At 73.5% G+C, this 22749-nt stretch carries 19 protein-coding genes and 2 pseudogenes; 10 read left to right on the top strand and 11 right to left on the bottom strand.

Translation table 11 applies throughout. The features are described 5' to 3' along the window. The 4 genes and pseudogenes from I5Q34_RS24490 to lanKC form a co-directional block, all read right to left on the bottom strand. Positions 1 to 1013 (bottom strand): annotated as a pseudogene (locus tag I5Q34_RS24490) (ABC transporter ATP-binding protein); the annotation flags it as partial. After that, positions 1003 to 2715 (bottom strand): ABC transporter ATP-binding protein, encoded by a 1713-nt coding sequence (locus I5Q34_RS24485; RefSeq protein ID WP_199894546.1) that lies wholly within the window; start codon positions 2713 to 2715, stop codon positions 1003 to 1005. The gene I5Q34_RS24485 and the pseudogene I5Q34_RS24490, both read right to left, overlap by 11 nt. A 103-nt stretch (positions 2716 to 2818) precedes the next feature. Continuing rightward, on the bottom strand, positions 2819 to 2938 hold the full coding sequence (locus I5Q34_RS24480; RefSeq protein WP_199894545.1) for a SapB/AmfS family lanthipeptide: 120 nt from the start codon (positions 2936 to 2938) through the stop codon (positions 2819 to 2821). Positions 2939 to 2998: 60 nt separating this feature from the next. Continuing rightward, complete coding sequence (lanKC, locus tag I5Q34_RS24475) at positions 2999 to 5572, bottom strand: class III lanthionine synthetase LanKC (protein ID WP_199894544.1); 2574 nt, start codon at positions 5570 to 5572, stop codon at positions 2999 to 3001. A 299-nt stretch (positions 5573 to 5871) separates the two neighbouring features. Here lanKC and I5Q34_RS24470 point away from each other — a divergent pair, with 299 nt between their 5' ends. Both I5Q34_RS24470 and I5Q34_RS24465 read left to right on the top strand, forming a co-directional pair. Next, positions 5872 to 7182: an ATP-grasp domain-containing protein gene (locus tag I5Q34_RS24470; RefSeq protein ID WP_199894543.1), complete on the top strand. Its 1311-nt coding sequence runs from the start codon at positions 5872 to 5874 to the stop codon at positions 7180 to 7182. Between the two features lie 639 nt (positions 7183 to 7821). Further along, positions 7822 to 8595, top strand: a complete 774-nt coding sequence (locus I5Q34_RS24465) for a hypothetical protein (RefSeq protein WP_199894542.1) — start codon at positions 7822 to 7824, stop codon at positions 8593 to 8595. A gap of 64 nt (positions 8596 to 8659) precedes the next feature. Here the strand turns inward: I5Q34_RS24465 and I5Q34_RS24460 are convergent, their stop codons facing one another. Then, positions 8660 to 8998 carry a helix-turn-helix transcriptional regulator gene (locus tag I5Q34_RS24460; RefSeq protein ID WP_199894541.1) on the bottom strand — a complete coding sequence of 113 codons (339 nt, stop codon included), beginning with the start codon at positions 8996 to 8998 and terminating at the stop codon, positions 8660 to 8662. Between the two features lie 506 nt (positions 8999 to 9504). Between I5Q34_RS24460 and I5Q34_RS24455 the strand changes: the two genes are divergently transcribed. The 3 genes from I5Q34_RS24455 (at position 9505) to I5Q34_RS24445 (ending at position 13254) form a co-directional block, all read left to right on the top strand. After that, positions 9505 to 10158 (top strand): DUF4360 domain-containing protein, encoded by a 654-nt coding sequence (locus I5Q34_RS24455; RefSeq protein WP_199894540.1) that lies wholly within the window; start codon positions 9505 to 9507, stop codon positions 10156 to 10158. Positions 10159 to 10400: 242 nt separating this feature from the next. Further along, on the top strand, positions 10401 to 10961 hold the full coding sequence (locus tag I5Q34_RS24450; protein WP_199894539.1) for an ATP-binding protein: 561 nt from the start codon (positions 10401 to 10403) through the stop codon (positions 10959 to 10961). 220 nt (positions 10962 to 11181) lie between these two features. Next, entirely contained in the window at positions 11182 to 13254 is a 2073-nt protein-coding gene (locus tag I5Q34_RS24445; protein WP_199894538.1) for a SpoIIE family protein phosphatase, read from the top strand. Here I5Q34_RS24445 and I5Q34_RS24440 read toward each other — a convergent pair. The 3 genes and pseudogenes from I5Q34_RS24440 to I5Q34_RS36140 all read right to left on the bottom strand — a co-directional run. Next, the gene (locus I5Q34_RS24440; protein ID WP_199894537.1) at positions 13247 to 13714 is read right to left on the bottom strand and encodes a helix-turn-helix domain-containing protein; all 468 of its coding nucleotides are present in this window, start codon (positions 13712 to 13714) and stop codon (positions 13247 to 13249) included. The genes I5Q34_RS24445 and I5Q34_RS24440 overlap by 8 nt on opposite strands. A gap of 431 nt (positions 13715 to 14145) precedes the next feature. After that, positions 14146 to 14730, bottom strand: a complete 585-nt coding sequence (locus tag I5Q34_RS34985; RefSeq protein WP_234429455.1) for an Lrp/AsnC family transcriptional regulator — start codon at positions 14728 to 14730, stop codon at positions 14146 to 14148. 312 nt (positions 14731 to 15042) lie between these two features. Then, positions 15043 to 15177 (bottom strand): annotated as a pseudogene (locus I5Q34_RS36140) (AsnC family transcriptional regulator); the annotation flags it as partial. A gap of 350 nt (positions 15178 to 15527) precedes the next feature. Between I5Q34_RS36140 and I5Q34_RS24430 the strand changes: the two are divergent. The 3 genes from I5Q34_RS24430 (at position 15528) to I5Q34_RS24420 (ending at position 17680) form a co-directional block, all read left to right on the top strand. Next, entirely contained in the window at positions 15528 to 15956 is a 429-nt protein-coding gene (locus tag I5Q34_RS24430) for a class I SAM-dependent methyltransferase (RefSeq protein WP_199894569.1), read from the top strand. A 108-nt stretch (positions 15957 to 16064) separates the two neighbouring features. Next, a complete protein-coding gene (gene panD / locus I5Q34_RS24425) occupies positions 16065 to 16481 on the top strand; it encodes an aspartate 1-decarboxylase (protein ID WP_199894535.1) in 417 nt (138 codons plus the stop codon). A 416-nt stretch (positions 16482 to 16897) separates the two neighbouring features. After that, the gene (locus I5Q34_RS24420; protein ID WP_199894534.1) at positions 16898 to 17680 is read left to right on the top strand and encodes a sigma-70 family RNA polymerase sigma factor; all 783 of its coding nucleotides are present in this window, start codon (positions 16898 to 16900) and stop codon (positions 17678 to 17680) included. A gap of 276 nt (positions 17681 to 17956) precedes the next feature. On the opposite strand, the gene I5Q34_RS24415 is transcribed toward I5Q34_RS24420, so the two are convergent. Continuing rightward, positions 17957 to 18196 carry a chaplin gene (locus I5Q34_RS24415; protein ID WP_199894533.1) on the bottom strand — a complete coding sequence of 80 codons (240 nt, stop codon included), beginning with the start codon at positions 18194 to 18196 and terminating at the stop codon, positions 17957 to 17959. 289 nt (positions 18197 to 18485) lie between these two features. Here I5Q34_RS24415 and I5Q34_RS24410 point away from each other — a divergent pair, with 289 nt between their 5' ends. Beyond that, entirely contained in the window at positions 18486 to 19967 is a 1482-nt protein-coding gene (locus I5Q34_RS24410; protein WP_199894568.1) for an SDR family NAD(P)-dependent oxidoreductase, read from the top strand. A gap of 433 nt (positions 19968 to 20400) precedes the next feature. Here the strand turns inward: I5Q34_RS24410 and I5Q34_RS24405 are convergent, their stop codons facing one another. Together I5Q34_RS24405 and I5Q34_RS24400 are read right to left on the bottom strand one after the other, a co-directional pair. After that, entirely contained in the window at positions 20401 to 21465 is a 1065-nt protein-coding gene (locus tag I5Q34_RS24405; RefSeq protein WP_199894532.1) for a cobalamin-independent methionine synthase II family protein, read from the bottom strand. After that, complete coding sequence (locus I5Q34_RS24400; RefSeq protein ID WP_199894531.1) at positions 21462 to 21746, bottom strand: hypothetical protein; 285 nt, start codon at positions 21744 to 21746, stop codon at positions 21462 to 21464. The genes I5Q34_RS24405 and I5Q34_RS24400 overlap by 4 nt, the downstream gene beginning before the upstream one ends. Positions 21747 to 22216: 470 nt before the next feature. Between I5Q34_RS24400 and I5Q34_RS24395 the strand changes: the two genes are divergently transcribed. Next, positions 22217 to 22741 carry an EF-hand domain-containing protein gene (locus I5Q34_RS24395; protein WP_199894530.1) on the top strand — a complete coding sequence of 175 codons (525 nt, stop codon included), beginning with the start codon at positions 22217 to 22219 and terminating at the stop codon, positions 22739 to 22741. Positions 22742 to 22749 lie beyond the last annotated feature (8 nt).

Raw genomic sequence — 22749 nt, 5'->3', positions numbered from 1 at the left:
GGGGGGGGCCCCCCCGCGCCGGGGGGCGCGGGGCGCGCACGGGGGGGGGCGCGGGGGCGCAGCCCCTGCGGGAACGGTGGAAGGGAGGGGGTGGGGTCCATCAACCTCCCCGCCACCACCGCCAGCCGCGCCCCACTCGCCCCCACCCCCCGCACCAGATCCTGCACCGCCGGCAGCAGCGACTGCGTCAGATACGCGAGAGCACCCACCAGCGCCCCCGGCGTCACCCCACCCTCCAGCAGCCACGGCGCCGACACCAGCAGCAGCACCACCGGCACCCGCCCCGCGACCGTCAGCGCGACCACCCGCGCCACCGACCACCGCGCCAGCGAACCCGCCGCCGCCCGCTGCGCGTCCACGAGCGCCCCCGCCTCCGAGCCCACCCGCGCCTCCGCCCCGCCCGCCGCCACGTCCCGCAGCCCCTGGCACACCTCGCCCAGCGACCGGGCGATCGCCTCGTCCGCGACGAGGAACGCCTCCTGGCGCCGGGCCAGGACGCGCAGCGTCACCAGGAACAGGGCCAGGCCCAGCGCCAACGGCCCCGCCACCAGCGGCAGCAGCGCCGGCGCCAGCAGGAACAGCCCGGTCAGCGCGCCCGCCGCCGTGAACACGAAGGAGCGCGTGACCATCAGCAGCCCCGCGAACGCGTCCCGCGCGATCTCCACCTGGTGGGTGAGGCGGGACACCGCCGCGCCGTCCCCGTCGCGCAGGGCGCGCGCCACCACCCGCCGGACGAGGGCGTCGCGCAGCGGCTCGACGACGGCGGCCAGCGCCGGGTACGTCCGACCGGTGCCGTACGCCCCGGCGAGGACCGCGAGCGCGGCGACGGCCAGCCAGCCCAGCCCCGCGCCGGTGCGGCCGGCGAGGAACCCCCCGTCCAGGGCGTGCGCCAGGGCGTAGCCCATGGCGAAGGTGTGGGCCGCCTCCAGGGCGGACCAGGCGCCCAGCCGGGCGAGCGCGCCGCGCCGGGCGGCCAGGAACCGCAGCCCGGACCAGGAGAGTTCAGACCGCACCGAACACCGCCCGGTACTCCGGCAGCCGCCACAGCTCGGCGTGCGTGCCCGTGGCGCGCAGCCGGCCGTCGTCGAGCCAGGCGACCCGGTCGGCGCGGGCCGCCGTGGACGCGCGGCGGGCGACGACGACCCGGGTGCGGGCGGCGACGTCGTGGGCGAGGGCCCGGCCGACCTCCCGCTCGGTGGGGGAGTCGAGGCCGGACGTGGCGTCGTCGAGGACCAGGACGCGCTCGGCGTGGGCGAACGCCCGGGCCAGGCCGAGGCGTTGGGCTTCTCCGCCGGACAGCGGCGCGGCCGCGCGCGGCGTGTCGTACCCCTCGGGAAGCCGCCGGACGAACCCGTCCGCGCACGCGGCCCGGGCGGCGGCCGTCACCGCCTCCCGGCCGGGGTCGAGGACGCCGAGGGCGAGCGCGTCCCCGACAGTGGTGCCCAGCAGCGCGGGCCGTTCGAAGGCGTGGCCGACGGCGCGGCGCAGCTCGTCGTGGGTGAGGTCCGGCAGCGGGACGCCGTCGAGGACGACGCTCCCGGTGTCGGGGTCGGCGAGCCGCCCGGCCAGCGCCGCGAGCACCGACTTGCCGCTGCCGGAGCGGCCGACGACGGCCAGCGAGGTGCCGCCGGGGACGACGAGGTCCACGTCGCGCAGGACCGGCCGGCCGTCGCGCACGGCGCCGACGCCGCGCAGCTCCAGGGTGCCGGGCCCGCCGTCCGGCAGCCGCCGCGCCCCGTGGCGGACCGCGGGCACGGCGAGGACCTCGGCGATCCGCCGGCCCGCGGCCCGGGCGCGGACCAGGGTGGCGATCCGCCCGGTGAGCATGCCGACCCCGGTGGCGAGGACGGCGTACCGGGAGGCGGCCAGCAGGTCGCCCACGCTGATCCGGCCCCGGGACAGCAGCACCCCGGCCACGGCGAGGACGGTGATCTGGAGCAGCGGTACGAGGGTGACGGCCCGGGCGCCGGCCCGGCCCTGGATCCGCCACATGCGGTGCCCCTGCCGGGAGAGCCCGCCCAACGGCGCGAGGATCCGGGCGCGTTCGCGCGCCTCGGTCCCGGCGGCCGCGATGGTGCGGGCGCCGGTGACGGCCTCCGCGAGGCGGCCCGCGATGTCCCCCTGGATCCGCTGGTAGCGCTCGGCGCAGTCGGTGGAGGCGCGGGCGAAGGAGCGCAGCAGCAGGAAGAGCAGGGGCGCCCCCGCGAGGAAGGCGGCGGCCAGCCAGGGGCTGATCAGGCCGAGGGCGACGATCGCGCCCACTGGGCCGGCGACGGTGGCGGCGGCGGTGGCGACCGTGGCGGGGGCGGCCGCGGCGTCGGCGGTGTTGCCGACGAGGCGGGTCACGAGGTCGCCGGGCGCGGTGCGGTCGGTGGCGCGCGGCCCGGCCGCGAGGACGTGGCGCAGCAGCCGGTGGCGCAGCCAGGCGGTGGACCGGGCGGCGGTGGTGCCGCCGAGCAGGTCGCAGAGGGCGTCCAGGGCGGCGGGCCCGCAGATCAGCGCGGTGCACAGCGCGACCCACCGGCCGGCGGCCGCGTCGCGGGCGATCAGCAGGTCGAGGGCGTGGCCCAGGGCCGCGGGCAGCAGGAGGCCGGCGGCGGAGGACAGCAGGGTGGCCAGGCCGAGGACGGCGGCGGGCGCGGCGGCCTGCCGGACCGCGCCGAGCAGCACGCGGTCGCCGTCGGGGACGGCGTGGGCGGGAGCGGTCCTGGTCATGGCGGGCCTTCGCGTCGCGTCGGTGCGGGTGGGCCCCGGCCGCCCCCCCACGGGGAGGCCGGCCGGGGCCGTTCATGCCGGACGAGCCGTCACGGACGGTCCGTCACAGACAGAGCAGAACGCTGGCCGCGCTGATGCAGGAGAGCAGGCTGACGGTGCTCGCTCCGCCGGGGCCGCCGTCGTTCTGCTCGGACTCCAGGTTCTGCAGGTCGAGAAGAGCCATGATGTTTCCTTTCCTGGGGACGGATTTGGTGCGCGGTGCCACTCGGTGACGGCACCGGGTCTAGGAGCCCGCGGAGGCGGGCGCGCCCTTGAGGGGCGGGAGGAAGGGCAGTTGGGCGGGGCGGCCGCCGAGTGCGGCGCTCAGGGCCAGCAGACAGCCGGCCGTTCCGGTGGCGAGGTCCATCGAGAGCCGCATCATCTGGTGCCCCGGGAAGGCGAGTTCCCCCCGGTAGTCCATGGCGTACCAGCCCAGGCCGCGGGTCTGTCCGGTCACCTGGTCGCGGGTGACGGCGGGGGCGGTGGTGCGGTTGAGGTGGAGGATCATTCCGGCGCGGCCCTGGAGCAGGCCGGGCTGGGCGTAGAAGCGGGACCGGGCCGCGGTGAGGATGCCGTCGCGGGCGGCGGCGAGGCCGGGATCCGTGGCCCTGCCGTCACCGGCCGCCAGGGCCAGGAAGTCGTCGAGGACCATGCCGATCCCCGCGCTGCCGTCGCCGAGGTACGGCATGGTGCGCCAGCCCTCGTCGACCTGGAGGCCGCCGTTCTCCGTCGTCACGCACCGGTCGAGGTCCGTGCGGAGCGCTGCCTCGGCGAGGGTGAGCAGCTCGGGGGCGCCGGTCCGCTCGTACAGGCGCAGAAAGAGCAGCGCGGGCCCGGTCGCGCCGCGCATCAGCCCGGCGCGGCGCCCGGCGGACGCGCCCTCGGCGGTCATCCGCTCGGCGAGCGACCGGGCTGCGGCGAGGGCCTGCCGGCGCAGGCCCGCCTCGCCGGTCGTGGCGGCCAGGTGGTCCAGGACGAGGCCGATGCCGGCCACGCCGCCGCGCAGGTCGGAGGTGAGCCGCAGCCAGTTCTCGCGCAGGACGCTGTCCATCAGGTCGAGGGCGCGGCCGGTGTGGCCGAGCCGGTCGAGGACGAGGGCGACGCCGGCGACGCCGTCGTAGAGCCCGAGCGGGGTGCCCGGCGGCAGGGGATCGGTGCGGTCGAGCAGCCAGCGCTCGCCCGCCTCGTACCGCTCGGCCCCGGCCTCGTCGAGGGCGTACAGCACCCCCGCCGCGCCGTGCGCCAGGCCGAGGCCGCCGCCTTCGCCGAACTGGGCGATGTCGCCCGGGAAGAGGCGGTCGTCGCGGTCCGGGGTGGCGGAGGCCAGGACGGCGCGGACCATGGAGTCGCGGCTCGCGGGCCAGTCGTCGGGCGCGGGCGGGCGCGCCCGGGTGGGCGGCGCGGTGTCGCGCAGGATCTCGGCCACGGCCTCGTCGAGGAACTCCCCCGGCACCGGGAACTGTTCGGCGATCACCTCGGCGAGGTGGGCGGCCTTGCCCCGGTCGATGACGAACAGCGTGGTGACCGGGAGGAACAGCGCGAGCCGCAGGCAGGCCAGCGCGTACCGGTCCACGTCGGCGCCGCGGCGGTCGGGCGGGGCGAAGAAGCCCGGGTGGGCGACCACTTGACGCCCGTGCTCCGCCGCGGGCGCCGCGGCCTCGAAGTCGATGAGCCGCACGGAGCGTTCGTCGGGCGTGACCATGATGTTGAACATGTGGAGGTCGTTGAAGACCAGCCCGCGCGCGTGCACCGCGGCCACGGCCTCCTCGACGGCCCGGTGGATCCGCAGCGCCCACTCGGTGTACGCGGCGACGGCCGCGGGGTCGGGGGCGGCGACGAGCAGCGGATGGCGTTCGCCGAAGAAGGAGTTGAGGGGCTTGCCCTCGACGAAGTCCATGACCAGGAACCGGTGGTCGCCGAGGGTGAACCAGTCGCGCACCTCGGGCGCGACGCCGAGCCCCGACAGCCGCTCCAGCGCGTCCTTCTCGCGCTCCAGCCGGGCGATGGCGTCGGCCCCGTCGGCTGCGAGCCCGGCGTGCGGACGGCCCTCCTTGAGGACCACCCGCCGTCCGTTGCGGGTGTCGGTGCCGCGGTAGACGCCCCCGCCGTTGGAGAAGTGCAGGGCCTTCTCGATGCGGTACGGGAGGCCGGCGACGGTGGTCGCGTTGCGCGCGGCCAGGTGCGGGGCGAGGAACTCCGGGAGGGTCACCCACGACGGCACCTGGAACGCCGGCTCTCTGGGATCGGGGACCAGCTGCCCCCCGCCGTCCTCGATCGCCGGGACGAGCGTCCCGCGCCCGTCGACGCAGAAACGGCGGACGAACGCGCCGTAACGGACGTGGAGCGGGCCCTCGTGCCAGCGCAGGTCGGTGAGGATGTACGGCCCGGGCCGCCCGCCGACGACCGCGTGCAACTCGTCGAGGACGGTGTGGAGTTGCGCCTCGTCCGCCGGGTAGACGGTGACGAACTTCCCGCTGTGGTCGCGGGCGGCGTACTTGGTGTTGCGCAGGTGCAGGAGGTGCGGCGCGGGGACGAACTTGAACGGGATGCCGCGGGGGACGCAGTACTCCCAGACGTCGGCCGCGGTCTTGTCCGCGGTGTCCGCGGTGGCGGAGACGTGGACCTTCCACCCCTGGAGGGGGCCGGGGCCGGCGGCTCCGGGCCGGAGGTTGAGCCAGTCGCCGGAGCGGGTGGCCTCCCAGCCGTCCGGAACGGGCCGCTGGGCGGTGGGGAAGAGCGCGCCGTCGTGGGCAGCGGTGTCGGGGGTCTCGTAGAAGTGCCTGTCAGCCAGGCAGTAGACCTCGTACCGCTTGTCCATGTGATCCCCCTCGGTGGTGATGAACCGAGATTTCCACGAGGTGGGGAGCGGGGACAGTCACAGATGTCATGAAGGGGGCGTGCAGAACGCACGGTTGGAGAGCCCCCGGCCCGCCCTTTCACCGCCCCTCCCGGGGCAGGCCCCGGCCCCGGCACCGCGCTCCGCGCGGCGAGCGGGGCTCCGCCCCTGCACCCCGCTACCGTCGTCCCACCACACCAGGCCAAACCAATCCGAAACAATCCAAAACAACCCAAGTCAATGCAACTCGGACCAAGTCCGAGAAAGGCAAGCACCCCCGCATGACCGACCTCGACACCACCCTCCTCCTCATGGGCACCACCGCCACCACCCCCTGGGACCGCGACCAGATCCGCCGCCTCAGCGCCCAGGCCCGCCCCCGCGGCATCACCCTCGTCGGCGCCGACACCCCGGCGAACCTGCGATCGGCCACCGCCGAGGAGCTCGCGTACGTCGACGACGTCGTCGCACTGGACGTGCTCAACCCGGAGGCATGCCGCGCCTGGGCCGCCACCGACCCCCCGATCGACGGCGTACTGACGATCGGAGAACGAGCCGTCCTGCCGACCGCCGTCGTCGCCCGCGAACTCGGCCTGGCCGGCAACGACCCGGACGTCGTGCGATGCGTCCGCACCAGGGACCTCTGCCGGCAGCGGCTGCGCGACGCCGGCTTCCCCCAGCCGTACAGCGCCGTCTGCGAGGACGCCGACGGCGCCGAGCGCTTCCTGCGCGAGACCCTCCCGGGCCCGTGGATCGTCGCCCCGCGCGACGGCCTCGACGGTACCGGCGTCTCCCGCGTGGACCGCCTCGGCCAACTCCCCGAAGCGGTGCGCCGGGCGACGGAGCCGGACGCCGCGCCGTACTTCCTCGTCGAGACCTTCGTCCCGGGCGACGCGTACTCCGCGGAGGGCGTGATGCTCGACGGCGAGGCCCACGTCCTCGCCCTCACCCGCAGGACCGTCACCGACGCCCTCCTGACGACCGCCCGCGCCCAGCCCGCGGGACTGGACGCGGCCACCGCGGAACGCGCCTGCGAAACGGTCGCCGAGGCCCTCGACGTCCTCGGCGTCACGCACGGGATCTTCCACGTCGGCTTCTGGGCGAACGGCTCGGGGATCGTCGTCGGCGACGTCCACTGCCGCGCGGGCGGCGAGTACGTCCACGCCCTGGTCGAGTACACCCGCCCCGGACTGGAGCTCTACGGCATGCTCGTCGACGACCTGCTCGGCTGCGAGCGGCGGCCGCCGCCCGCCCCCGCCGGGGCCGCGCGCGCCGACTTCCTGCTCGCCCCGCCCGGCCGGCTGTGCGCCGTGCACGGCTGGGACGAGCTGCTGCGCCACCCCAACGTCCTCACGGCGGGCCTCGCCGTGGCACCGGGCGGCACCGTCACGGCGGAGCGGGACGCCATCGGCCGGCCCGGGGCCTTCGTGACCGGCGCCGCGGCCCCGGACGGACTGGAGGGACTGGCCGGCCGCCTCGCGCGGCAGATCGTCCTCGTCGTCGAGGACGACGACGTGCCCGACGAGGAGCCCGACGGCGTGGACGGCGTGCCCGGCGCCGCCGGCGCCGAGCCCGTACCCGAGCACGCCTAGGACAAGGCCCGCGCGACAGCGGCGCCCCGCCCCCTGTCCACCCGCTTTTCGGACCGCTCCGGGCAGGCGTCCACCGTCCACGGGACGGCACGCCTGCCGAGCGGGACGACGACCGGCAGCCGGGCGCCGGCATTGCAGCAGCGACCGAAACCGAGGCCCGGAACAGCGACCGTCCGCCCCCGTCGGGCCGGGCACCGAAGGATGCCGGAACAGAGCCGGCGGCCGCCCCGGAACCAGGCCCGGGAAACGGGAGTTCCCGCAAACGGCCGCGCCCCCGGCCGCGGCCCCCGGGCCCTGGCGGCACCCGCCCCCTTCCTCCCGCGCTCCGGGGATGATCCCCTTTGGGGCGGCAAACGAAATATGTGCATCGACGGGCGCTCGCCGGGGCCGTCCCGGCAGGGGGCGAGGGGGACGCGTGGGGATGGCGCGATCCATGCGGTCGTCACTATGCTTGGCCGGATCGTTGCACGCGGTAACGGCCCCTGGTGGGAACATCATTTGGTGATCGTGGTGGGGCGCAGCGTGACGGTCGGCGAGCCGTGCGGGCTCGCGGGGAGCGCGTGACACCCGGTGGGGGCCCGCCCGTCACCGGGCCCCGCCGTCCACCAGCAGCTGGGGGTCCATGTGACAGGGGGCCAGGTGTCCGTGATCTCGGAGTGGTTGCTGCCCGCCGTCGTCTGCGCACCGGTGACCTGGGTGAGCCTGGTCTTCCGCTTCCGCGAGGAGGGCAGGCTCCTGGGCACCGCGCGGTCGGCGGCGCTCACCGTCGGCGTCGTCCTGTGGACGTCGGCGGTGGCGGCGGTGGCCGGCGGGTTGCTGTTGCCGCACGCCTCCAGCGTGCCGCCGGTGGCCGTGGGGGCCGTGGCCGGTACGGGGGTGATACCGCGAGGCCGCGCCGAACAGACCGGGGCCCGGGCCGTCCTGGCCGTACTGACCCTGGGCGATTCGCTGTTGCTGCACCAGCTCGCCCTGCGGCTGCGCAGCGACCGGGCCGACTGGTGCGACCGGATGGCCGAGGGGTTCCGCGACTGCTGGGACCTGGACGCGTTCGCGACCGCCCTGAAGGACCATCTGCTGATGCGGGTCGACGTGCCGGGGCGCACAGGCCGGGCGCGCACCGCCCTGCGCAAGGAGATCGCCGAACGGCACGCCGAGGTCCGGGCCGCGGCCCAGAAGTGGATCACTGCGGAGACCAAGGTCGACAAGGCGTGCCAGCAGCAGGGGCGGCGCCCCACCCCCGAGGAGGCCCGCCTGGTGCGGCGGGCGTTCGGGGAGGCGGAGCAGTACCTGAGGCACCTGCTGGAGCTGGGGCACGCGTACGGCAAGCGCAGTGACGCCCGCAGGCTCCTGGAGCTCAGGGAGCGTCACATGTCCCGTGAGGAAGCGGATGACGCGGTGACGGTCGGACGGTGACGGGATCCACCGGTCCTCCGGTCCGGGCCCGCCCGGCGCGGAGGACCGACGGCACGCGCCCGGTTCAGGAGTCGCGGTGCGGGGCTCCGGTGGTCACCGGAAGGGGTGCGGCGGGGGAGGGGGACGGCGTCGCCGGCGTGCCGGACGGCTCCGAGAAGGAGATCTCCACCCGTGCGCCGAGCGAGTCGGCGACGGCGGCGAGCGATTTGAGCGTCAGGTTCTCGCCGCCGGAGAGGATCTGACTGACCCTGCCGGGCGAGACCCCCATGCGGTCGGCCAGGTCCTTGCGGGACAGGCCGCGTTCCGCGAGCAGTCCGGCCAGGGAGGCGGTCGCCTGCCGGGCCAGCTTTCCTCCGGCCGGGTCGGCGGTCCGGTCGTCCGCCGTTCTCGTGCGCCAGCTCATCGTTCCCCCCAGTCGCCTGCGGCTGCTGCCGTCGGTTGTCCGTTCACCAACGGCAGGATGCCACCTTTAGGCGTAGCTAAAAGCCGGGAGCGGGGCAAAAAGCCGGTCATTACCGTGGAGTTGGCCGAACGCCGTCGCATGACCAGCGGGTTCACGGCGTACGGCGGATTTCGGCCAGATTCGGGGCGTCACTCCGGCGGGGGGCGTGAGGGCGGTTGCCTCCGGGTGTACAGGGGCGCGGAGGGCGTACGCCCGTAGCCCTAGCCAACCCCCGCGCCGCTTCCTATCATTCGAACGCTCCCCGTCCCAGCGGGCCGCGTGGATGTCATGAGCATGACTTACTACGCTCCTGACCTGCTCTTCTTCCGGCCCGTCACCAAGATCCCGGTGCCTGGCACGGCAGTCCCCCGCGCATGCCCGTCGCCGGGTGGCCGTCCGGTCACGGCTGTCCCGGGATCCCCTGTCGTCCCTCGGGCGGCCGCCCGAGGACAACCGATTGGAGCGCCATGCCCGCAGGTCTGGTCACCGCCGGTGCGCTCGCGGCGATGTTCGCCTCGGCGTTCTCCACCCAGCAGCCCTCCGTCATCACCAACCCGCCGCCGGACAAGATCGTGATCGAGATCGCGACCGTGAACGGCTCCGGGTGTCCGGCGGGCACCGCCGCGGTGGCGGTCTCGCCCGACAACACCGCGTTCACCGTGACCTACAGCGACTACCTCGCCCAGGTCGGAGTGGGCTCCAAGCCCACCGACTTCCGCAAGAACTGCCAGCTCAACCTGGACGTCCACGTACCGCAGGGCTTCACCTACGCCATCGCCCAGGCCGACTACCGCGGCTACGCCAAGCTGGAGGCGGGCGCCTACGGAACCGAGAAGGCGTCCTATTACTTCCAGGGCTCGTCGCAGACGGTGCCCAGCACCCACACCATCAGAGGCGCCTACGGGGACAACTGGCAGACGACCGACCAGGTGCCGGTGACCAGCCTGGTCTGGGCCCCCTGCGGCGAGAGACGCAACTTCAACATCAACACCGAGCTGCGGGTCTACCCCGGCACCTCGGACACCTCGAAGACCACCAGCTTCATGACCATGGACTCGACGGACGGCAGCCTCAACACCCTCTACCACCTGGCCTGGAAGGAGTGCCCGGCGAAGAAGTAGCCGCCGCGGGCGTCCGCCCGAAGTGAGCGTCTCCGCGGCCCGTGCCGCGGAGACGTCACCGTGACTTTACGGCCCGTTCATGCGGCGTCACCTGCGAATATTGCACTCCGCGAGGAACCGGTGACCCATAGGGTATAGACCTCTGGCGGAAATCGAGCGAGTGTGGGGAAAACCACCGCGAGGACGACCAATGGGCCCCACGCCCCCGCCTTCGCGCTCCCCCCTCGACAGCCCAGAGCCACATGCCTGCTTCCAGCCGCGACACCCTGAGCCCGTCGTTCCCGGCGGACGTCTTCCCCGGCGCCCCGGCCCCGGTCGTCCCGTGGCCGTCCGGCACCCATCAGCCGGGCGGCTTCCTCCCCCCGGTCCTGCCCGGCCTCGCCCGCCCGCGGCAGCCGGAGCTCCCCGCGCCGCCGCCCGCGCGCACCCTCTCGCTGCCCGCGTCCCCGCGCTCCGCGGCCCTGGCCCGCCGGTTCTCCCGGGTGCTGCTCGCCGAGTGGGGGCTGGACGAGCTGACGGACGACGCAGCCCTGCTGCTGTCCGAGCTGGTCACCAACGCCGTCGTGCACGTCCCCGAGGGCTCCGGCGGCGTCGAGCTGGCCCTGACCCGCACCCCCGCCCACCTCCTCGCCCAGGTCACCGACTGCGGCGCCGCCCTGCCGGCCTGCTCCCTCGCGGGCGACGACAGCGAGGGCGGACGCGGCATGTGGCTCGTCGAGCAGATCGCCGACCAGTGGGGACACCACGCCTCGCCCGAGGGCAAGACCGTCTGGTTCGCCCTCCCCCTGCCCGGCGCCGCCTAGGACGGTCCCCGGGCCGCACCGGACCCCACCGGCGCGCGGGCGGCCCGAGGGGCGCGTGGCACCGCTGTGCACACCCGTACCGGGCTGCGCGGTGCGCCCCATCGGAGAGACGATGGATACCGCTGCGGCGCGATGGAGCGGGAGTACGAGCGGGAAGGGAGCCGCGACCGCCGGGACGGGCCGCCGCACCACCCCCGCGCGGGCGCAAGGAGGACCTCCCATGGGCACCACCGACGCACACCGGCCGGGCCCCGGCCGTGCCGGCGGCGCCCCGGACGGGACGGGCAGCCTCCTCGACGTGCTGAGCGTGGCCGCCGTCGTGCTGGACCGCGAGGGCCGCATCGTCCTGTGGAGCCCGCAGGCCGAGAAGCTCTTCGGCTGGACCCCCGCCGAGGCGCTCGGCCGGTACGCGGCCCGGCTGCTGGTCTCCGACGAGGAGATGGACGTCGTCCTGGGCCTCTTCTCCCGGGTCATGGGCGAGGGCGAGAGCTGGGCCGGCGTCTTCCCCGTCCGGCACAAGGACGGCCGCCCGCGCCTGGTCGATCTGCGCAACGTCCGCCTGGAGGACCGGCACGGCGCCTTCTACGCCCTGGGCATCGCCACCGACCACGAGGTCCTCCACAAGGTCGAGCGCGATCTGGCGCTGTCGCTGCGGCTGGTGGCCCAGTCCCCGATCGGGCTCGCCGTCATCGACACCGACCTGCGCTACGTCATGGTCAACCCGGCCCTGGAGCGGATCCACGGGCTGCCCGCCGAGGACCACATCGGCCGCCGCGTCCGGGACGTCCTGCCCTACATCGACGTCGACACCAGCGAGCGGGCCATGCGCCGGGTGCTCGCCACCGGACGGCCGCTGCTCGACCGGTTCGTCTCCGGCGGCCTCGCCGGCGTGGCCGACGAGCGGGCCCGGCTCGTCTCCTACTACCGGCTGGAGGACGCCGGCGGGCACGTCCTCGGCCTCGCCGCCTCCGTCGTCGACGTCACCGACCGCTACCGCGCCGACATCGCCGCCGCCGAGGCCCGCCGCCGGCTCGCCCTGATCGCCGACGCCTCCGTGCTCATCGGCACCACCCTCGACCTCGACCAGACCGCCCGCGAGCTTGCCGAGGTCGTCGTGCCCGACCTCGCCGACGTCGCCGCCGTCGACGTCCTCGACACGGCCCTGGAGGGCAACCGCGCCGCCCCGCAGGACGGCCGGGCCGTCGTCATCCGGGCCCTCGCCGTGGCCGCCGCCGGCACGGCGGGCGCCGCAGACGCCGCCCGCGCCGCCGACCCGCCCGGCGAGATCGCCCAGTACCCGGCCGACCGGCTGGTCACCCGCTGCGTCACCACCGGACGGCCCGTCCACCTGCCCCGCGTCGGCATCCGCGACCTGCCCGGCATCGCCCGCGACCGGACGTCCGCCGCCGTCCTCGCCAGATCCGGCCTGCACTCCTACGTCGCCGTCCCGCTGATCGCCCGCGGCGAGGTGCTCGGCGCGCTCGACCTCAAACGCACCGACAACCCCGTCCCCTTCGGCGAGGACGACGTCGTCCTCGCCGGCGAGCTCGCCGCCCGCGCCGCCGTCTGCATCGACAACGCCCGCTGGTACCAGCGCGAACGCGCCACCGTCCTCAGCCTCCAGCGCACCCTGCTGCCCCAGCGCCCCCCGAACCCCGTCGGCCTCCAGGTCGCCTACCGCTACCAGCCCGCCGGCGCCGCCAGCCAGGTCGGCGGCGACTGGTTCGACGTGGTGCCGCAGGCCGGCGGCCGCAGCGCCCTGGTCGTCGGCGACGTCATGGGCAGCGGGATCGCCGCGGCCGCCGCCATGGGCCAGCTGCGCACCGCCGCCCGCACCCTCTCCGGCCTCGGCCTCGAACCCGACCGGGTGCTGCGCCACCTCGACCAGTCCGCCACCGGGCTGGGCCAGCTGATCGCCACCTGTGTCTACGCCGTCTACGACCCGGAGGAGGGCCGCTGCCGCGTCGCCAACGCCGGGCACCTCCCGCCCGTCCTCATCCGCGACGGCGAGCCGCCCGTCCTGCTCGAACTGCCCACCGGTGCGCCGCTCGGCGTCGGTGACGTCCCCTTCGAGAGCGTCGTCCTCGACCTGTGTCCCCGGGACCGGCTCGTCCTCTACACCGACGGTCTCGTGGAGACCCGCGACGAGTCCATCGACGACCGCCTCGCCGAGCTCGTCCGGGTCCTGGGCGGCGCCCGGCGCGGCCTGGAGGAGACCTGCGACCTGCTGCTGTCGACCTTCCGCCTGGGCAACGACGACGACGCCGCCCTGCTGATCGCCGAGGTCAGCTGAGCCCGTGCGGCCCCGGCGGCCGACGCTGCTCCGGGGGCACGGCACGCAGCGCGCTGCGTGCCTGCGCGGCGGAGTCGAGGATGTCCGTCAGCAGGTGGCACAGCAGGTCCACATGGGCGGCGCAGCCGGCCTCCCGGCCCGCGCGCGCCTCCAGCTCCACGTTCACCTGCTGGAAGACCTGTTCGTCCAGGAAATAGGCGTCGCGCGAAATGCCCAGGCTGTAGCAGACCTTGAGCAGCGTCTCGAGGGTGAGGTTCGACCCGTCCGCCGACTCGGCGTGCGACAGCGTCCGCTTGGACACCCCCGCCCGTTCGGCGAGCCCCGCGAGGGTGAAGGGGCCGTCGGGATGGTGGTGACGTATGTACCGCAGGCGCCGGGCGATGTCGCCCTTCGCCGTATTGATCCGCTCCTCCAGGGAGGAGTGTGCCCGGGGCCCTTCCGGCCCGCCCCCCTGATGCATCGTCCGACCTCTCACCCACCGCTCCGACCCGAGGACTTTAGCGCTCTCCGGCGAGGGTGTGATGTCAACTCCCGGGCGACATCGCCTCCCTATGTGGGTGATTGTCCAATTTGCCAATGAAGATGGCCGATACAGGACCGACTTTCGGTGCAATACATTGCGATTCCGGTGCAGCAAGTTGCAATCCCAGGATGTGGATGGCTAACGTCCGCGGTGGTGCGGTCGGCGGCCGCTCAAAGCCACGGGGGTGCTTTGAGTGCCGCCGGCCGCCATTCCCCCTCCGCGATCCGTCCGCCGGGGTCATCGGCGCTGAGTGCATCCGTCACCTGCCGGGGTGCAGGAGGCGGAAAGCGTCGATCGCATCGAACTCACGCGCTATCTGCTCACCCGTGTGCAAGCCTGCGGCCGGGGCGAATTCCCATGAGAGGGCGTTATGTCCGGATGTCCGGTGAAAAACCGACGCCGGCGTCGCGGGCTCCGGCATCGGACTTCCGCCGTCCCGGCGGAGGGCCGGGCAGTGGACCGGCCGGGCGGCAGGGACCCGGCGCGCTTGGTCCGGCGGTCGACGATCTGCGCCTCGGCCGCTCGGACACGTAGCGCGAGAGCTCTCCGATGTCCCGGCACATCACCATGGCCACGAGATTGCTGCTTCCGGTCACATGCGCGGCGAACGCCACCTCGCGATGACCGGCGAGGGCATCGGACGCGCCGGGCAGCCGGCTGGGGGCCACCTTGAGCCGGACAACGGCCTCGACCCCGTAACCGAAGAGCGCGGGGGAGATCTCGACCGAGAACCGCAGCGCGTCACGGGAACGGAGCCTCGCCGGCCGGCGCCGGACGCTCGCCTCCGACCAGCCGGTGATCCCGGCCAGTCGGGAGAAGCCCGTGCGGCCGTCCCCGGCCAGGGCGCGCATCGTCCGCCAGTCACCGTCCCGGAGCTCCACCGGCTCGCCGGGACCGCCGTCCGGTAGAGGTGGGTGAAGGCCCAGCACCTCTTCGGGGCTCAGGGAGGCCATACGGACCTGCCACCCCGAAGCCCCGGCGACGGGCCGCAGGATGCACTGCGCTGACCACGGCCGAGCCGGGGACGCGTTCCATCGCCTGCCAGAGGCCGGCCGGCTCGTCGCCGAGCGGAGTGTGGACGATGCGACGATCTCGGTGCCCGCAGAGACGATGCCGACCCGGGACACGTCCTGGCACCGCGCCAGACGCCCGGCCAGACCGACCGTCGCCTCCCCCGCCCGGCGAATCCTGACGAACCAGTCCCTGCGCCCGATTCTCGGACTGTTCGGTACTCCCACCACGCGCAGCCCGTGCGACTCCCTGAGCCGACGGAACCGGTGCCCCAACGTCCGGTCCGAAACACCGATCACCGAGGCGATGCCACTGAGTGGTGCCCGCCCGTCGACCTGAAGCGCGTGAAGTAACTGCCGGTCAAGACGGTCGAGTTCAGTTCCCTGCATCGCCGCAGGCCAACTCCGGTTTCGCCGGCGCCGCAACGCCACTGATCCATTACCGATTCCAGGAGGACCACCGATGACAGAACTCTTCGACCCGGTTTCCGGCACCGCCCGGCTGACCGCCGCCGAGCGCGCCCGCGAGCCGCGCCGGACCGACCGCCTCTTCATCGACCCGTGGGCGGAACTGCTGGCCGGCCCGGACGGGGAGAAGCTGCTGAGGGAGTACGAGGGCGCACTGCTGGAGGCGAACCCCGCCATCCCGTACGCACCCACTTCTTCGACGAAGTGCTGCGGGGCGCCTGCGCCGAGGGGGTCCGGCAGAGGCGGCTCGCGGGTCGCAGTGAGTATTCGATCTGTCCCGGGACTGGACGCGGGAACTGCTCGACGCGGGGCTCCGCAGGGATCTGCCCGCCTGCTGGGCCGCCGAGGGGCTCAGCCAGTACCTCGACGAGGACGCGGTGCTCGGCCTGGCGGACCGCATCACGTCCCTGTCGGCGCCCGGCAGCCGCCTCGTGATGGACTTCGTCGGCCGGTCGTTCCTGGACAGCCCCGTCATGGCACCCATGCTCAAGCTCTTCCTCAACCGGGGCATGACGTGGAAATACGGCAACGAGACCCCCGAGGAACTGTTCGCCCGCCACGGCTGGCACGCAGACGCCACACGCCTGGGAGTCGCCGGCAAACGACTCGGCAGGTGGCCCCTCCCGGACGCGCCCCGTGGCACCCCCGGAGTCCCCCAGGGATACCTGGTCACCGCCGTGAAGCAGTCCACTGTGAAGTAGTCCGCCGTGAAGTACTCCACAGTGCCCGCGCGGCCGGACGGGTAAACTGGGAAACCGCCCTTGACCTGCAAAAACGCAGGCAGGGAGCCTACCTTCCGGAGTATCTCCATGATCCGCACCATGATGAAGTCCAAGATCCACCGTGCCACGGTGACGCAGGCCGACCTGCACTACGTCGGTTCGCTGACCGTCGACGCCGATCTGATGGACGCCGCCGACCTGCTGCCCGGGGAGAAGGTCGACATCGTCGACATCAACAACGGCGCCCGGCTGTCGACCTACGTCATCGAGGGCCCGCGCGGCTCCGGAGTGATCGGCATCAACGGCGCGGCGGCCCGGCTGATCAGCCCCGGCGACCTGGTCATCGTCATCGCCTACGGCGCGATGGACGACGCGGAGGCCAAGGGCTTCGAGCCGCGCGTGGTCTTCGTCGACGAGCGCAACGCCGTCGTGGACCTCGGTGGCGACCCGGCCGCCGTACCGGAGGGGTCCGGACTCTCGCGGGGCGACCGCGTCGAGGCCTGAGCCCTGCGGTACGGGTCGGGCGGCGGACCTGGGTACGCGGGCCCGCCGCCCGGCCGGAAGAGCCCCGGACGCAACTGTCCTCACGGCCTGCCCCGGCCTGTCGGGGCGTGCCCCCGGACGTCCATGCGGCCTCGGCGGCTCACCGCGGAGGTCTCCTTCGCCCCTCGACCCTCAACTGCCCTGCCATGCAGGACGTTTCCCGCGCCCTCGGCGCACCGCGCGCGCTCCGCCCGACGGAGACGCCCCCGGCGATCCGGGCACGCACACGCGCGGAGACGCCGCAGCCTCACCCCACCGGCGTCCTTCGCTCAGGGTGACCGCGTTGTTGCGTCGAGTCGCGCATCACCGGCCCCCGGGTCATGCTGAAACCGCCGGCAGTCACTCCTTGGCGTACGAGTGAGGGGACCACGGTGACCATGACGGAAGCTGCCACCCGGCGCCGTGCGCGCCAGACCCCGGCCGCGCCCGGGCTGTTCGCGCGGCTCGCCGCCCTCCCGGACGGGCCCGAGCGCACCAGGCTGCGGCAGGAGCTGATTGCCGCGTGGCTGCCCATGGCCGAGCGGATCAGCCTGCGCTACCGGTCGAGCGGCGAGAGCCCGGCCGACCTGCGGCAGGTCGCCGCGCTGGCCCTGGTCCGCGCCGTGGACCGGTTCGACCCCGCCCGGGGCTTCGCCTTCGAGTCCTTCGCCGTCCCCACCATCAACGGGGAGCTCAAACGCCACGTCCGTGACCACGTCTGGTCGCTGCACATCCCGCGCCGCGACCAGGAGTTGAGGGCCGCCGTGCGCGCCGCGCGCTCGCGGCTGGAGCAGCGGGACGCCGGCGCCCGCGTCACGGAGGCGGCCCTGGCCGAGGAGGCCGGGCTGACCGAGGCGGAGGTGCGCCGGGGGATCGACGCGGACGGGGTGCACCACACCCTCTCCCTCGACCACCCTGTCGACGGCGCCGGCGAACTGCCGCTGGCCGACACCCTCGGCCGTATCGACCGGGCGCTGGACCTGGTGATCGACCGGCAGTCGCTGCGCCCGCTGCTCGACGCCCTCCCCGAGCGGGAGAAGTCCGTCCTCTACTGGCACTTCTTCGGCAATCTCACCCAGCAGCAGATCGGCGCGCGCCTCGGCGTCTCCCAGATGCAGATCTCCCGCATCCTCAGCCGCACCTGCGCCCACCTGCGCCGGCAACTGCTCGCGCCGGCCTGACGACGAGGGGCTCACCACCATGACGACCCGGCACACGCACCTGACCCCGGACCTGCCACCGCTCGTCGAGGTTCCCGACCTCCCGGGGGCGTCGGAGGAGGGCACTCCCGCCCCCGACCCGTCCTCGCCCGGACAAGGGTGTGGCGCCCATCACGAGGGTGATGGGCGCCACGGGTGCGCGACGGGCGGTTCCGGCGGCTGACTGTGACCGCCCCGCGCGGCTTTGCGGTCCGGTGTACCGCAGTCTTTCGAGGCTGATCGCTCTTTCGGAACTGATCAGTCGGCGACGCAGGTGTTACCGAACGTCGGGTTCAGGAGGGCGACGATGTCGATCGAGTTGCCGCACAGGTTGATCGGCAGGTGGATCGGCACCTGGATGACGTTGCCGGAGATCACGCCGGGGGAGCCGACGGCCGCGCCGTTGGCGTCGGCGTCGGCGGAAGCGATGCCCGAGGCGCCGGTGACGACGGCGCCGGCTGCGGCGGTCAGGAGTGCGGCCTTGGCGATACGCGACATGGACTGAGCCTTTCTAAGGGGTGTTGAGCGGCCATTGTGGCCGGGGGTTCGGGTGGTGATGCTCCAAAAATGGCTGGTGAAGCCAGAATTAACCCATTGAGTGCAATAAGTCAGATGTGATGCACGGGGTTTGAGAAGTCGCCTGATGCCTGGGGTGGTGGCGGGGTCGTCCTGCCGCTGCTCCCGGGCGCCCCTCGCGTCACCGGCGCGGTTTGGTGCCACAGCCGTGCTTCCGTACAGTTTCCTGAAAGCTTCAATCGAACGCATGGACTGGGAACTGCAAGCGGCTATGACGGTCACAGAAGAGAGCCGCGGCGACGCGCACGGTACGGCCGGGCAGGCGGGCATCACCCCCGAGCGCCTGGCGATCTGCCTGGACGTACTCAAGGAACTGGACGCACTGCCGCTCGACCACCCCGACGCGGTCGCCGTCCGGCGGGCCACCTCGGGCATCTACCGCACGGTGAAGCAGCGCCGCCGCCAGGAGCGCCGGGCCGCCAAGACCGCCAACGACCGCGCGGTCACCGAGGCCACCGCCACCGGGTCCGCCGAGCGGATCGACGACGAGACGCAGGGCATCCTGCCCAGCTCCACCGCGCTCGGCGAGATCGCCGGCATCCTGGAGCGGCCCCGGTCCTGCTACACCTGCAAGGCCCGCTACGTCGAGGTCGACGCCTTCTACCACCAGCTGTGCCGCGAGTGCGCCGCCTTCAACCGGGCCCGCCGCGACGCCCGCGCCGACCTGACCGGCCGCCGCGCGCTGCTCACCGGCGGCCGGGCCAAGATCGGCATGTACATCGCGCTGCGGCTGCTGCGGGACGGTGCGCACACCACGATCACCACGCGGTTCCCCAACGACGCGATCCGCCGCTTCAAGGCGATGCCGGACAGCGACGAGTGGATCCACCGGCTGAAGATCGTCGGCATCGACCTGCGCGACCCGGCGCAGGTCGTCGCCCTGGCCGACTCCGTCGCGGCCGAGGGCCCGCTCGACATCCTGATCAACAACGCGGCCCAGACCGTGCGGCGCTCCCCGCGCGCCTACGGCGAGCTGATCGCCGCAGAGTCGGCGCCGCTGCCGGCCGGGGAGCTGCCCGCGGCCGAGGTCATCGGCGCCTTCGGCAGCGGTGCCGTGGACTCCGTGGCCGCGCTGCCGGCCGGGCGGGGCGACGGGCTGACCGCGCAGGACGTCACCGATCTCGCGCTCGTCGGCGGGTCCGCGTCGCTCGCCCGGATCGAGGCCGGCACGGCGATCGACGCGGGCGGGCTGGTGCCGGACCTGGACGCGACCAACAGCTGGATCCAGACGGTCTCGGAGGTCGACCCGGTCGAGCTGCTGGAGGTCCAGCTGTGCAACTCGACCGCGCCGTTCATCCTGATCAGCCGGTTGCGGCCGGTCATGGCCGCGGCGGCGGCCCGGCGCAAGTACGTCGTGAACGTCTCCGCCATGGAGGGTGTCTTCAGCCGGGGCTACAAGGGGGCCGGGCACCCGCATACAAATATGGCCAAGGCCGCGCTCAACATGCTCACGCGCACGAGTGCGCAGGAGATGTTCGAGGCGGACGGGATCCTGATGACGAGCGTCGACACCGGCTGGATCACGGATGAGCGTCCGCATCCGGACAAGGTGCGGATGGCGGCGGCGGGCTTCCACGCGCCGTTGGATCTTGTGGACGGGGCGGCGCGGGTATACGACCCGATCGTCCGGGGGGAGGACGGGGAGGATCTTTACGGGTGCTTCCTGAAGGATTACGGGAAGGCGGACTGGTAGTCGGCGGGGGATTTTGCCCCCGGCCCGCCCTTTCACCGTTTCTTCCGGGGCAAGCCCCGGGGCCCTCCCCCAGAGGGGGTACCCCCATCGCGGCTTCGCCCCCTGCACCCCCGAAGCGCCCTCCGGGCGCTGTCCTCAAACTCCCCCAGAGGGGGTGCCCCCAGACGCTGGATTGGCGCACCGATCCAGCCTGTCCGGCGTTTGAGGACAAAGCGGCGCAGCCGCTTTGCGGGGCCCGGGGCGGAGCCCCGAAGCGCCACGACGTGTTCTTCCACGACGTGTTCTTCCACGACGTGTTCTTCCACGACGTGTTCTTCCACGACGTGACGGTCGAACCCGTCGACAGCGTCGGCCACTTCGTACCGGTGGAAGCCCCTGAGCGCTTCGCCGCGGCGATCCGGCGACGGGTCCGGCCGAGCGACATGCCCCTCTCTCAGCAGCCCAGCTCGCGGGAGGCCAGAGCAGTGCCCTCGACCCGGGCACGGATCTTGGCGAAGGCGGTCTCGCGCGAAGTGGAGGTGTCGTCGGCGAAGGGGGAGAAGCCGCAGTCGTCGCACGTGCCCAGGCGATCTACGGGCAGGTGGCGCGCGGCGGTCAGGACGCGGTCGCGGACCTGCGCGGGGGTCTCCACACGCGGGTCGATCGGGTCCGTGACGCCAACGAACACCCGGGCCTGCGCGGGAAGGTGATCGGCGAGGACGCCGAGGGCCTTGTCCGGCTCGGGCTCGCTCGCGAGCTGCACGTAGAAGATCCCCGCCTTGAGCCGGAGCAACGAGGGCAGCAGCGCGGCGTAGTCCACGTCGAGGCTGTGAGTGGAGTCCTGATCCCCGCCCGGGCAGGTGTGGACGCCGATCCTGGCCCGTTCCTCGGTGGAAAAGCGCTCCAGCACGCGGTTGTTGAGCGCGATGAACTGCTCCAGCACGCCTCCGCTCGGATCGAGCTTCAGGGCCAGGCGGGCCTCGGTGAAGTCGAGTTGGACGCTGTGCGCGCCGGCATCCAGGCAGCCGCGGATCTCGGCCTCGGCCTCGGCGGTGAGATCGTCGAGGAAGGTCTCGCGGGGATAGCCGTCGATGCCGTCCGGCGGGAAGAGCAGACTGAGCGCCGAGGGGGCGATGACGGCCTGCTTGACGGGGACCGTGGCGTGCCGGAGCGCGGCCCGCAGGTACTGGTCGGCACGCAGGCCGTAGCGCAGGGGGCCGGCCGTCAGGCGGGGCAACTGCCGTTGGTGCCCGTCGGCGAACGGGATGACGACGCCGTCCGGCGCCAGCCGGTCCAGACCGGCCAGGGGGTAGGTGGCGAAGCTGGGCTTGGCCTGTTCGCCGTCGGTGACGACCGGGGAACCGGTCTCCTCCAGCCGGCGGACGGTGTCGCGGACCGCCGCGTCCCGGACGGCGGCGAGCTGCTCGTCGTCAATCCGCCCGGCGGCATGGTCGTCCAGGGCGGCCAGCAGCTCGGCGGGGCGGGGAATGCTGCCGATCGGCTCGGTGGGAAGGGTCACGGCCCGACCTCCAGTTGTGCCTGACCGTCGCTGCTCCGGAGGCCGGAGGTCAGGCAGTCCGTGGGCAGTTGACCGGCGATCGCGGGCACGGTCCGCGCGGCCGGCAGCCCTTCGCCGCGCCCCTTGACGACCCGGCCCGTCAGCCTGACGAAGAGGACGTTCACGGCACGGATGCTGGTGCCGCTGTCGTAGACGATCAACGAGCGCTCGCCGTCGGCGTACTGGACCTTTTCCGTGAGGCGCGGATTGTCCAGCTGGAGGCAGGAGGCTGCCGGGGACACGCCGTCCAGAGTGCTGGTGGCCGGAACAGTCCGGCCGGGAGCGACCGTGCACGTGTAACTGGCATGGGTATACACGTGAGCTTCCTGTGGCAGGAGAGTCAGCGGCGGGTCGTAGTCCGCGTGACTACTGCCCGTGCACAGGACACCCCCTCCGTGTCTGCCCCCGTCCGCCTCTCCGGCCGGGGCCCAGACCAGGGAAGTTCCCAACAGCATCAGGGAACTCACCACCATCACCGCAATGCGCTTGCCGAACACAGGCCCTCCCGGAAGATGATCCGATACCGAACCTTGACTACCCAGGGTTACCGTCGTCACTCAGGGCTCTCGGCAGTGCGGTGGCGGCGCGTATTCCTCCCCGCGCGCCGGTCGTATGCCCTGAGCCCCCGGGCGAGGGGTTGGACCTTCGGATCCGGGATACAGCTCCCCTGGCCAAACACACCGAGCCGAACACACCGAACAGGAGGACCGTCATGGACGAAAAGGCCGCGAAGAGGCTCGTCTTCGCCATGCTGGACACCGACGGCGACGGCATCGTCTCCCGGGCCGAGTACGCCGCGCGGGTCGAGCGCGTGACCCGGGCGACCGGGCGCGCCGCGGACGATCCCCTCGTTCTGGCCGCCCGCACGGTCGGTGAGCGCGCATGGGCGGCGATGGACGCGGACGGCGACGGAGGGATGACCTTCGACGAGTACGCGGCCTGGGCGGGCGCCGAGGCGTTCGACACCGTCTGCGAGCCCGTGCTCGGCGCCCTGTTCGACCTCGCCGACTCCGACGCCGACGGCTCGCTGGCCCTGCCGGAATTCACGGCGCTGCGCACGGCGCTGGGCAATCCGGCGGGCAATGCCGAAGCGGCGTTCGCCGCGCTGGACACCGACGGCGACGGGCGGGTCGTCCGCGCCGACTACATCGCCTCGATCCGTGCCCATGTCACCGGCGAGGAGTCACCCATGGGGGAGGCGCTGTACGGCGGGCCGCTCGCCAATACCACGGCGTGACACGGGCG

The organism is Streptomyces sp. AV19 (assembly GCF_015999245.1).
In the GTDB taxonomy this organism is placed as follows: domain Bacteria; phylum Actinomycetota; class Actinomycetes; order Streptomycetales; family Streptomycetaceae; genus Streptomyces.
This window is presented reverse-complemented; position numbering and strand designations above follow the sequence as displayed.

What these genes read in the sequence shown, in the direction of transcription:
- lanKC (WP_199894544.1), bottom strand. Translation starts at nt 5,572, where the DNA reads ATGGACAAGCGGTACGAGGTCTACTGCCTGGCTGACAGGCACTTCTAC.
- I5Q34_RS24440 (WP_199894537.1), bottom strand. Translation starts at nt 13,714, where the DNA reads ATGCATCAGGGGGGCGGGCCGGAAGGGCCCCGGGCACACTCCTCCCTG.
- I5Q34_RS24480 (WP_199894545.1), bottom strand. Translation starts at nt 2,938, where the DNA reads ATGGCTCTTCTCGACCTGCAGAACCTGGAGTCCGAGCAGAACGACGGC.
- panD (WP_199894535.1), top strand. Translation starts at nt 16,065, where the DNA reads ATGATCCGCACCATGATGAAGTCCAAGATCCACCGTGCCACGGTGACG.
- I5Q34_RS24415 (WP_199894533.1), bottom strand. Translation starts at nt 18,196, where the DNA reads ATGTCGCGTATCGCCAAGGCCGCACTCCTGACCGCCGCAGCCGGCGCC.
- I5Q34_RS24395 (WP_199894530.1), top strand. Translation starts at nt 22,217, where the DNA reads ATGGACGAAAAGGCCGCGAAGAGGCTCGTCTTCGCCATGCTGGACACC.
- I5Q34_RS24420 (WP_199894534.1), top strand. Translation starts at nt 16,898, where the DNA reads ATGACGGAAGCTGCCACCCGGCGCCGTGCGCGCCAGACCCCGGCCGCG.
- I5Q34_RS24410 (WP_199894568.1), top strand. Translation starts at nt 18,486, where the DNA reads ATGACGGTCACAGAAGAGAGCCGCGGCGACGCGCACGGTACGGCCGGG.
- I5Q34_RS24470 (WP_199894543.1), top strand. Translation starts at nt 5,872, where the DNA reads ATGACCGACCTCGACACCACCCTCCTCCTCATGGGCACCACCGCCACC.
- I5Q34_RS24485 (WP_199894546.1), bottom strand. Translation starts at nt 2,715, where the DNA reads ATGACCAGGACCGCTCCCGCCCACGCCGTCCCCGACGGCGACCGCGTG.
- I5Q34_RS24455 (WP_199894540.1), top strand. Translation starts at nt 9,505, where the DNA reads ATGCCCGCAGGTCTGGTCACCGCCGGTGCGCTCGCGGCGATGTTCGCC.
- I5Q34_RS34985 (WP_234429455.1), bottom strand. Translation starts at nt 14,730, where the DNA reads ATGGCCTCCCTGAGCCCCGAAGAGGTGCTGGGCCTTCACCCACCTCTA.
- I5Q34_RS24445 (WP_199894538.1), top strand. Translation starts at nt 11,182, where the DNA reads ATGGGCACCACCGACGCACACCGGCCGGGCCCCGGCCGTGCCGGCGGC.
- I5Q34_RS24460 (WP_199894541.1), bottom strand. Translation starts at nt 8,998, where the DNA reads ATGAGCTGGCGCACGAGAACGGCGGACGACCGGACCGCCGACCCGGCC.
- I5Q34_RS24450 (WP_199894539.1), top strand. Translation starts at nt 10,401, where the DNA reads ATGCCTGCTTCCAGCCGCGACACCCTGAGCCCGTCGTTCCCGGCGGAC.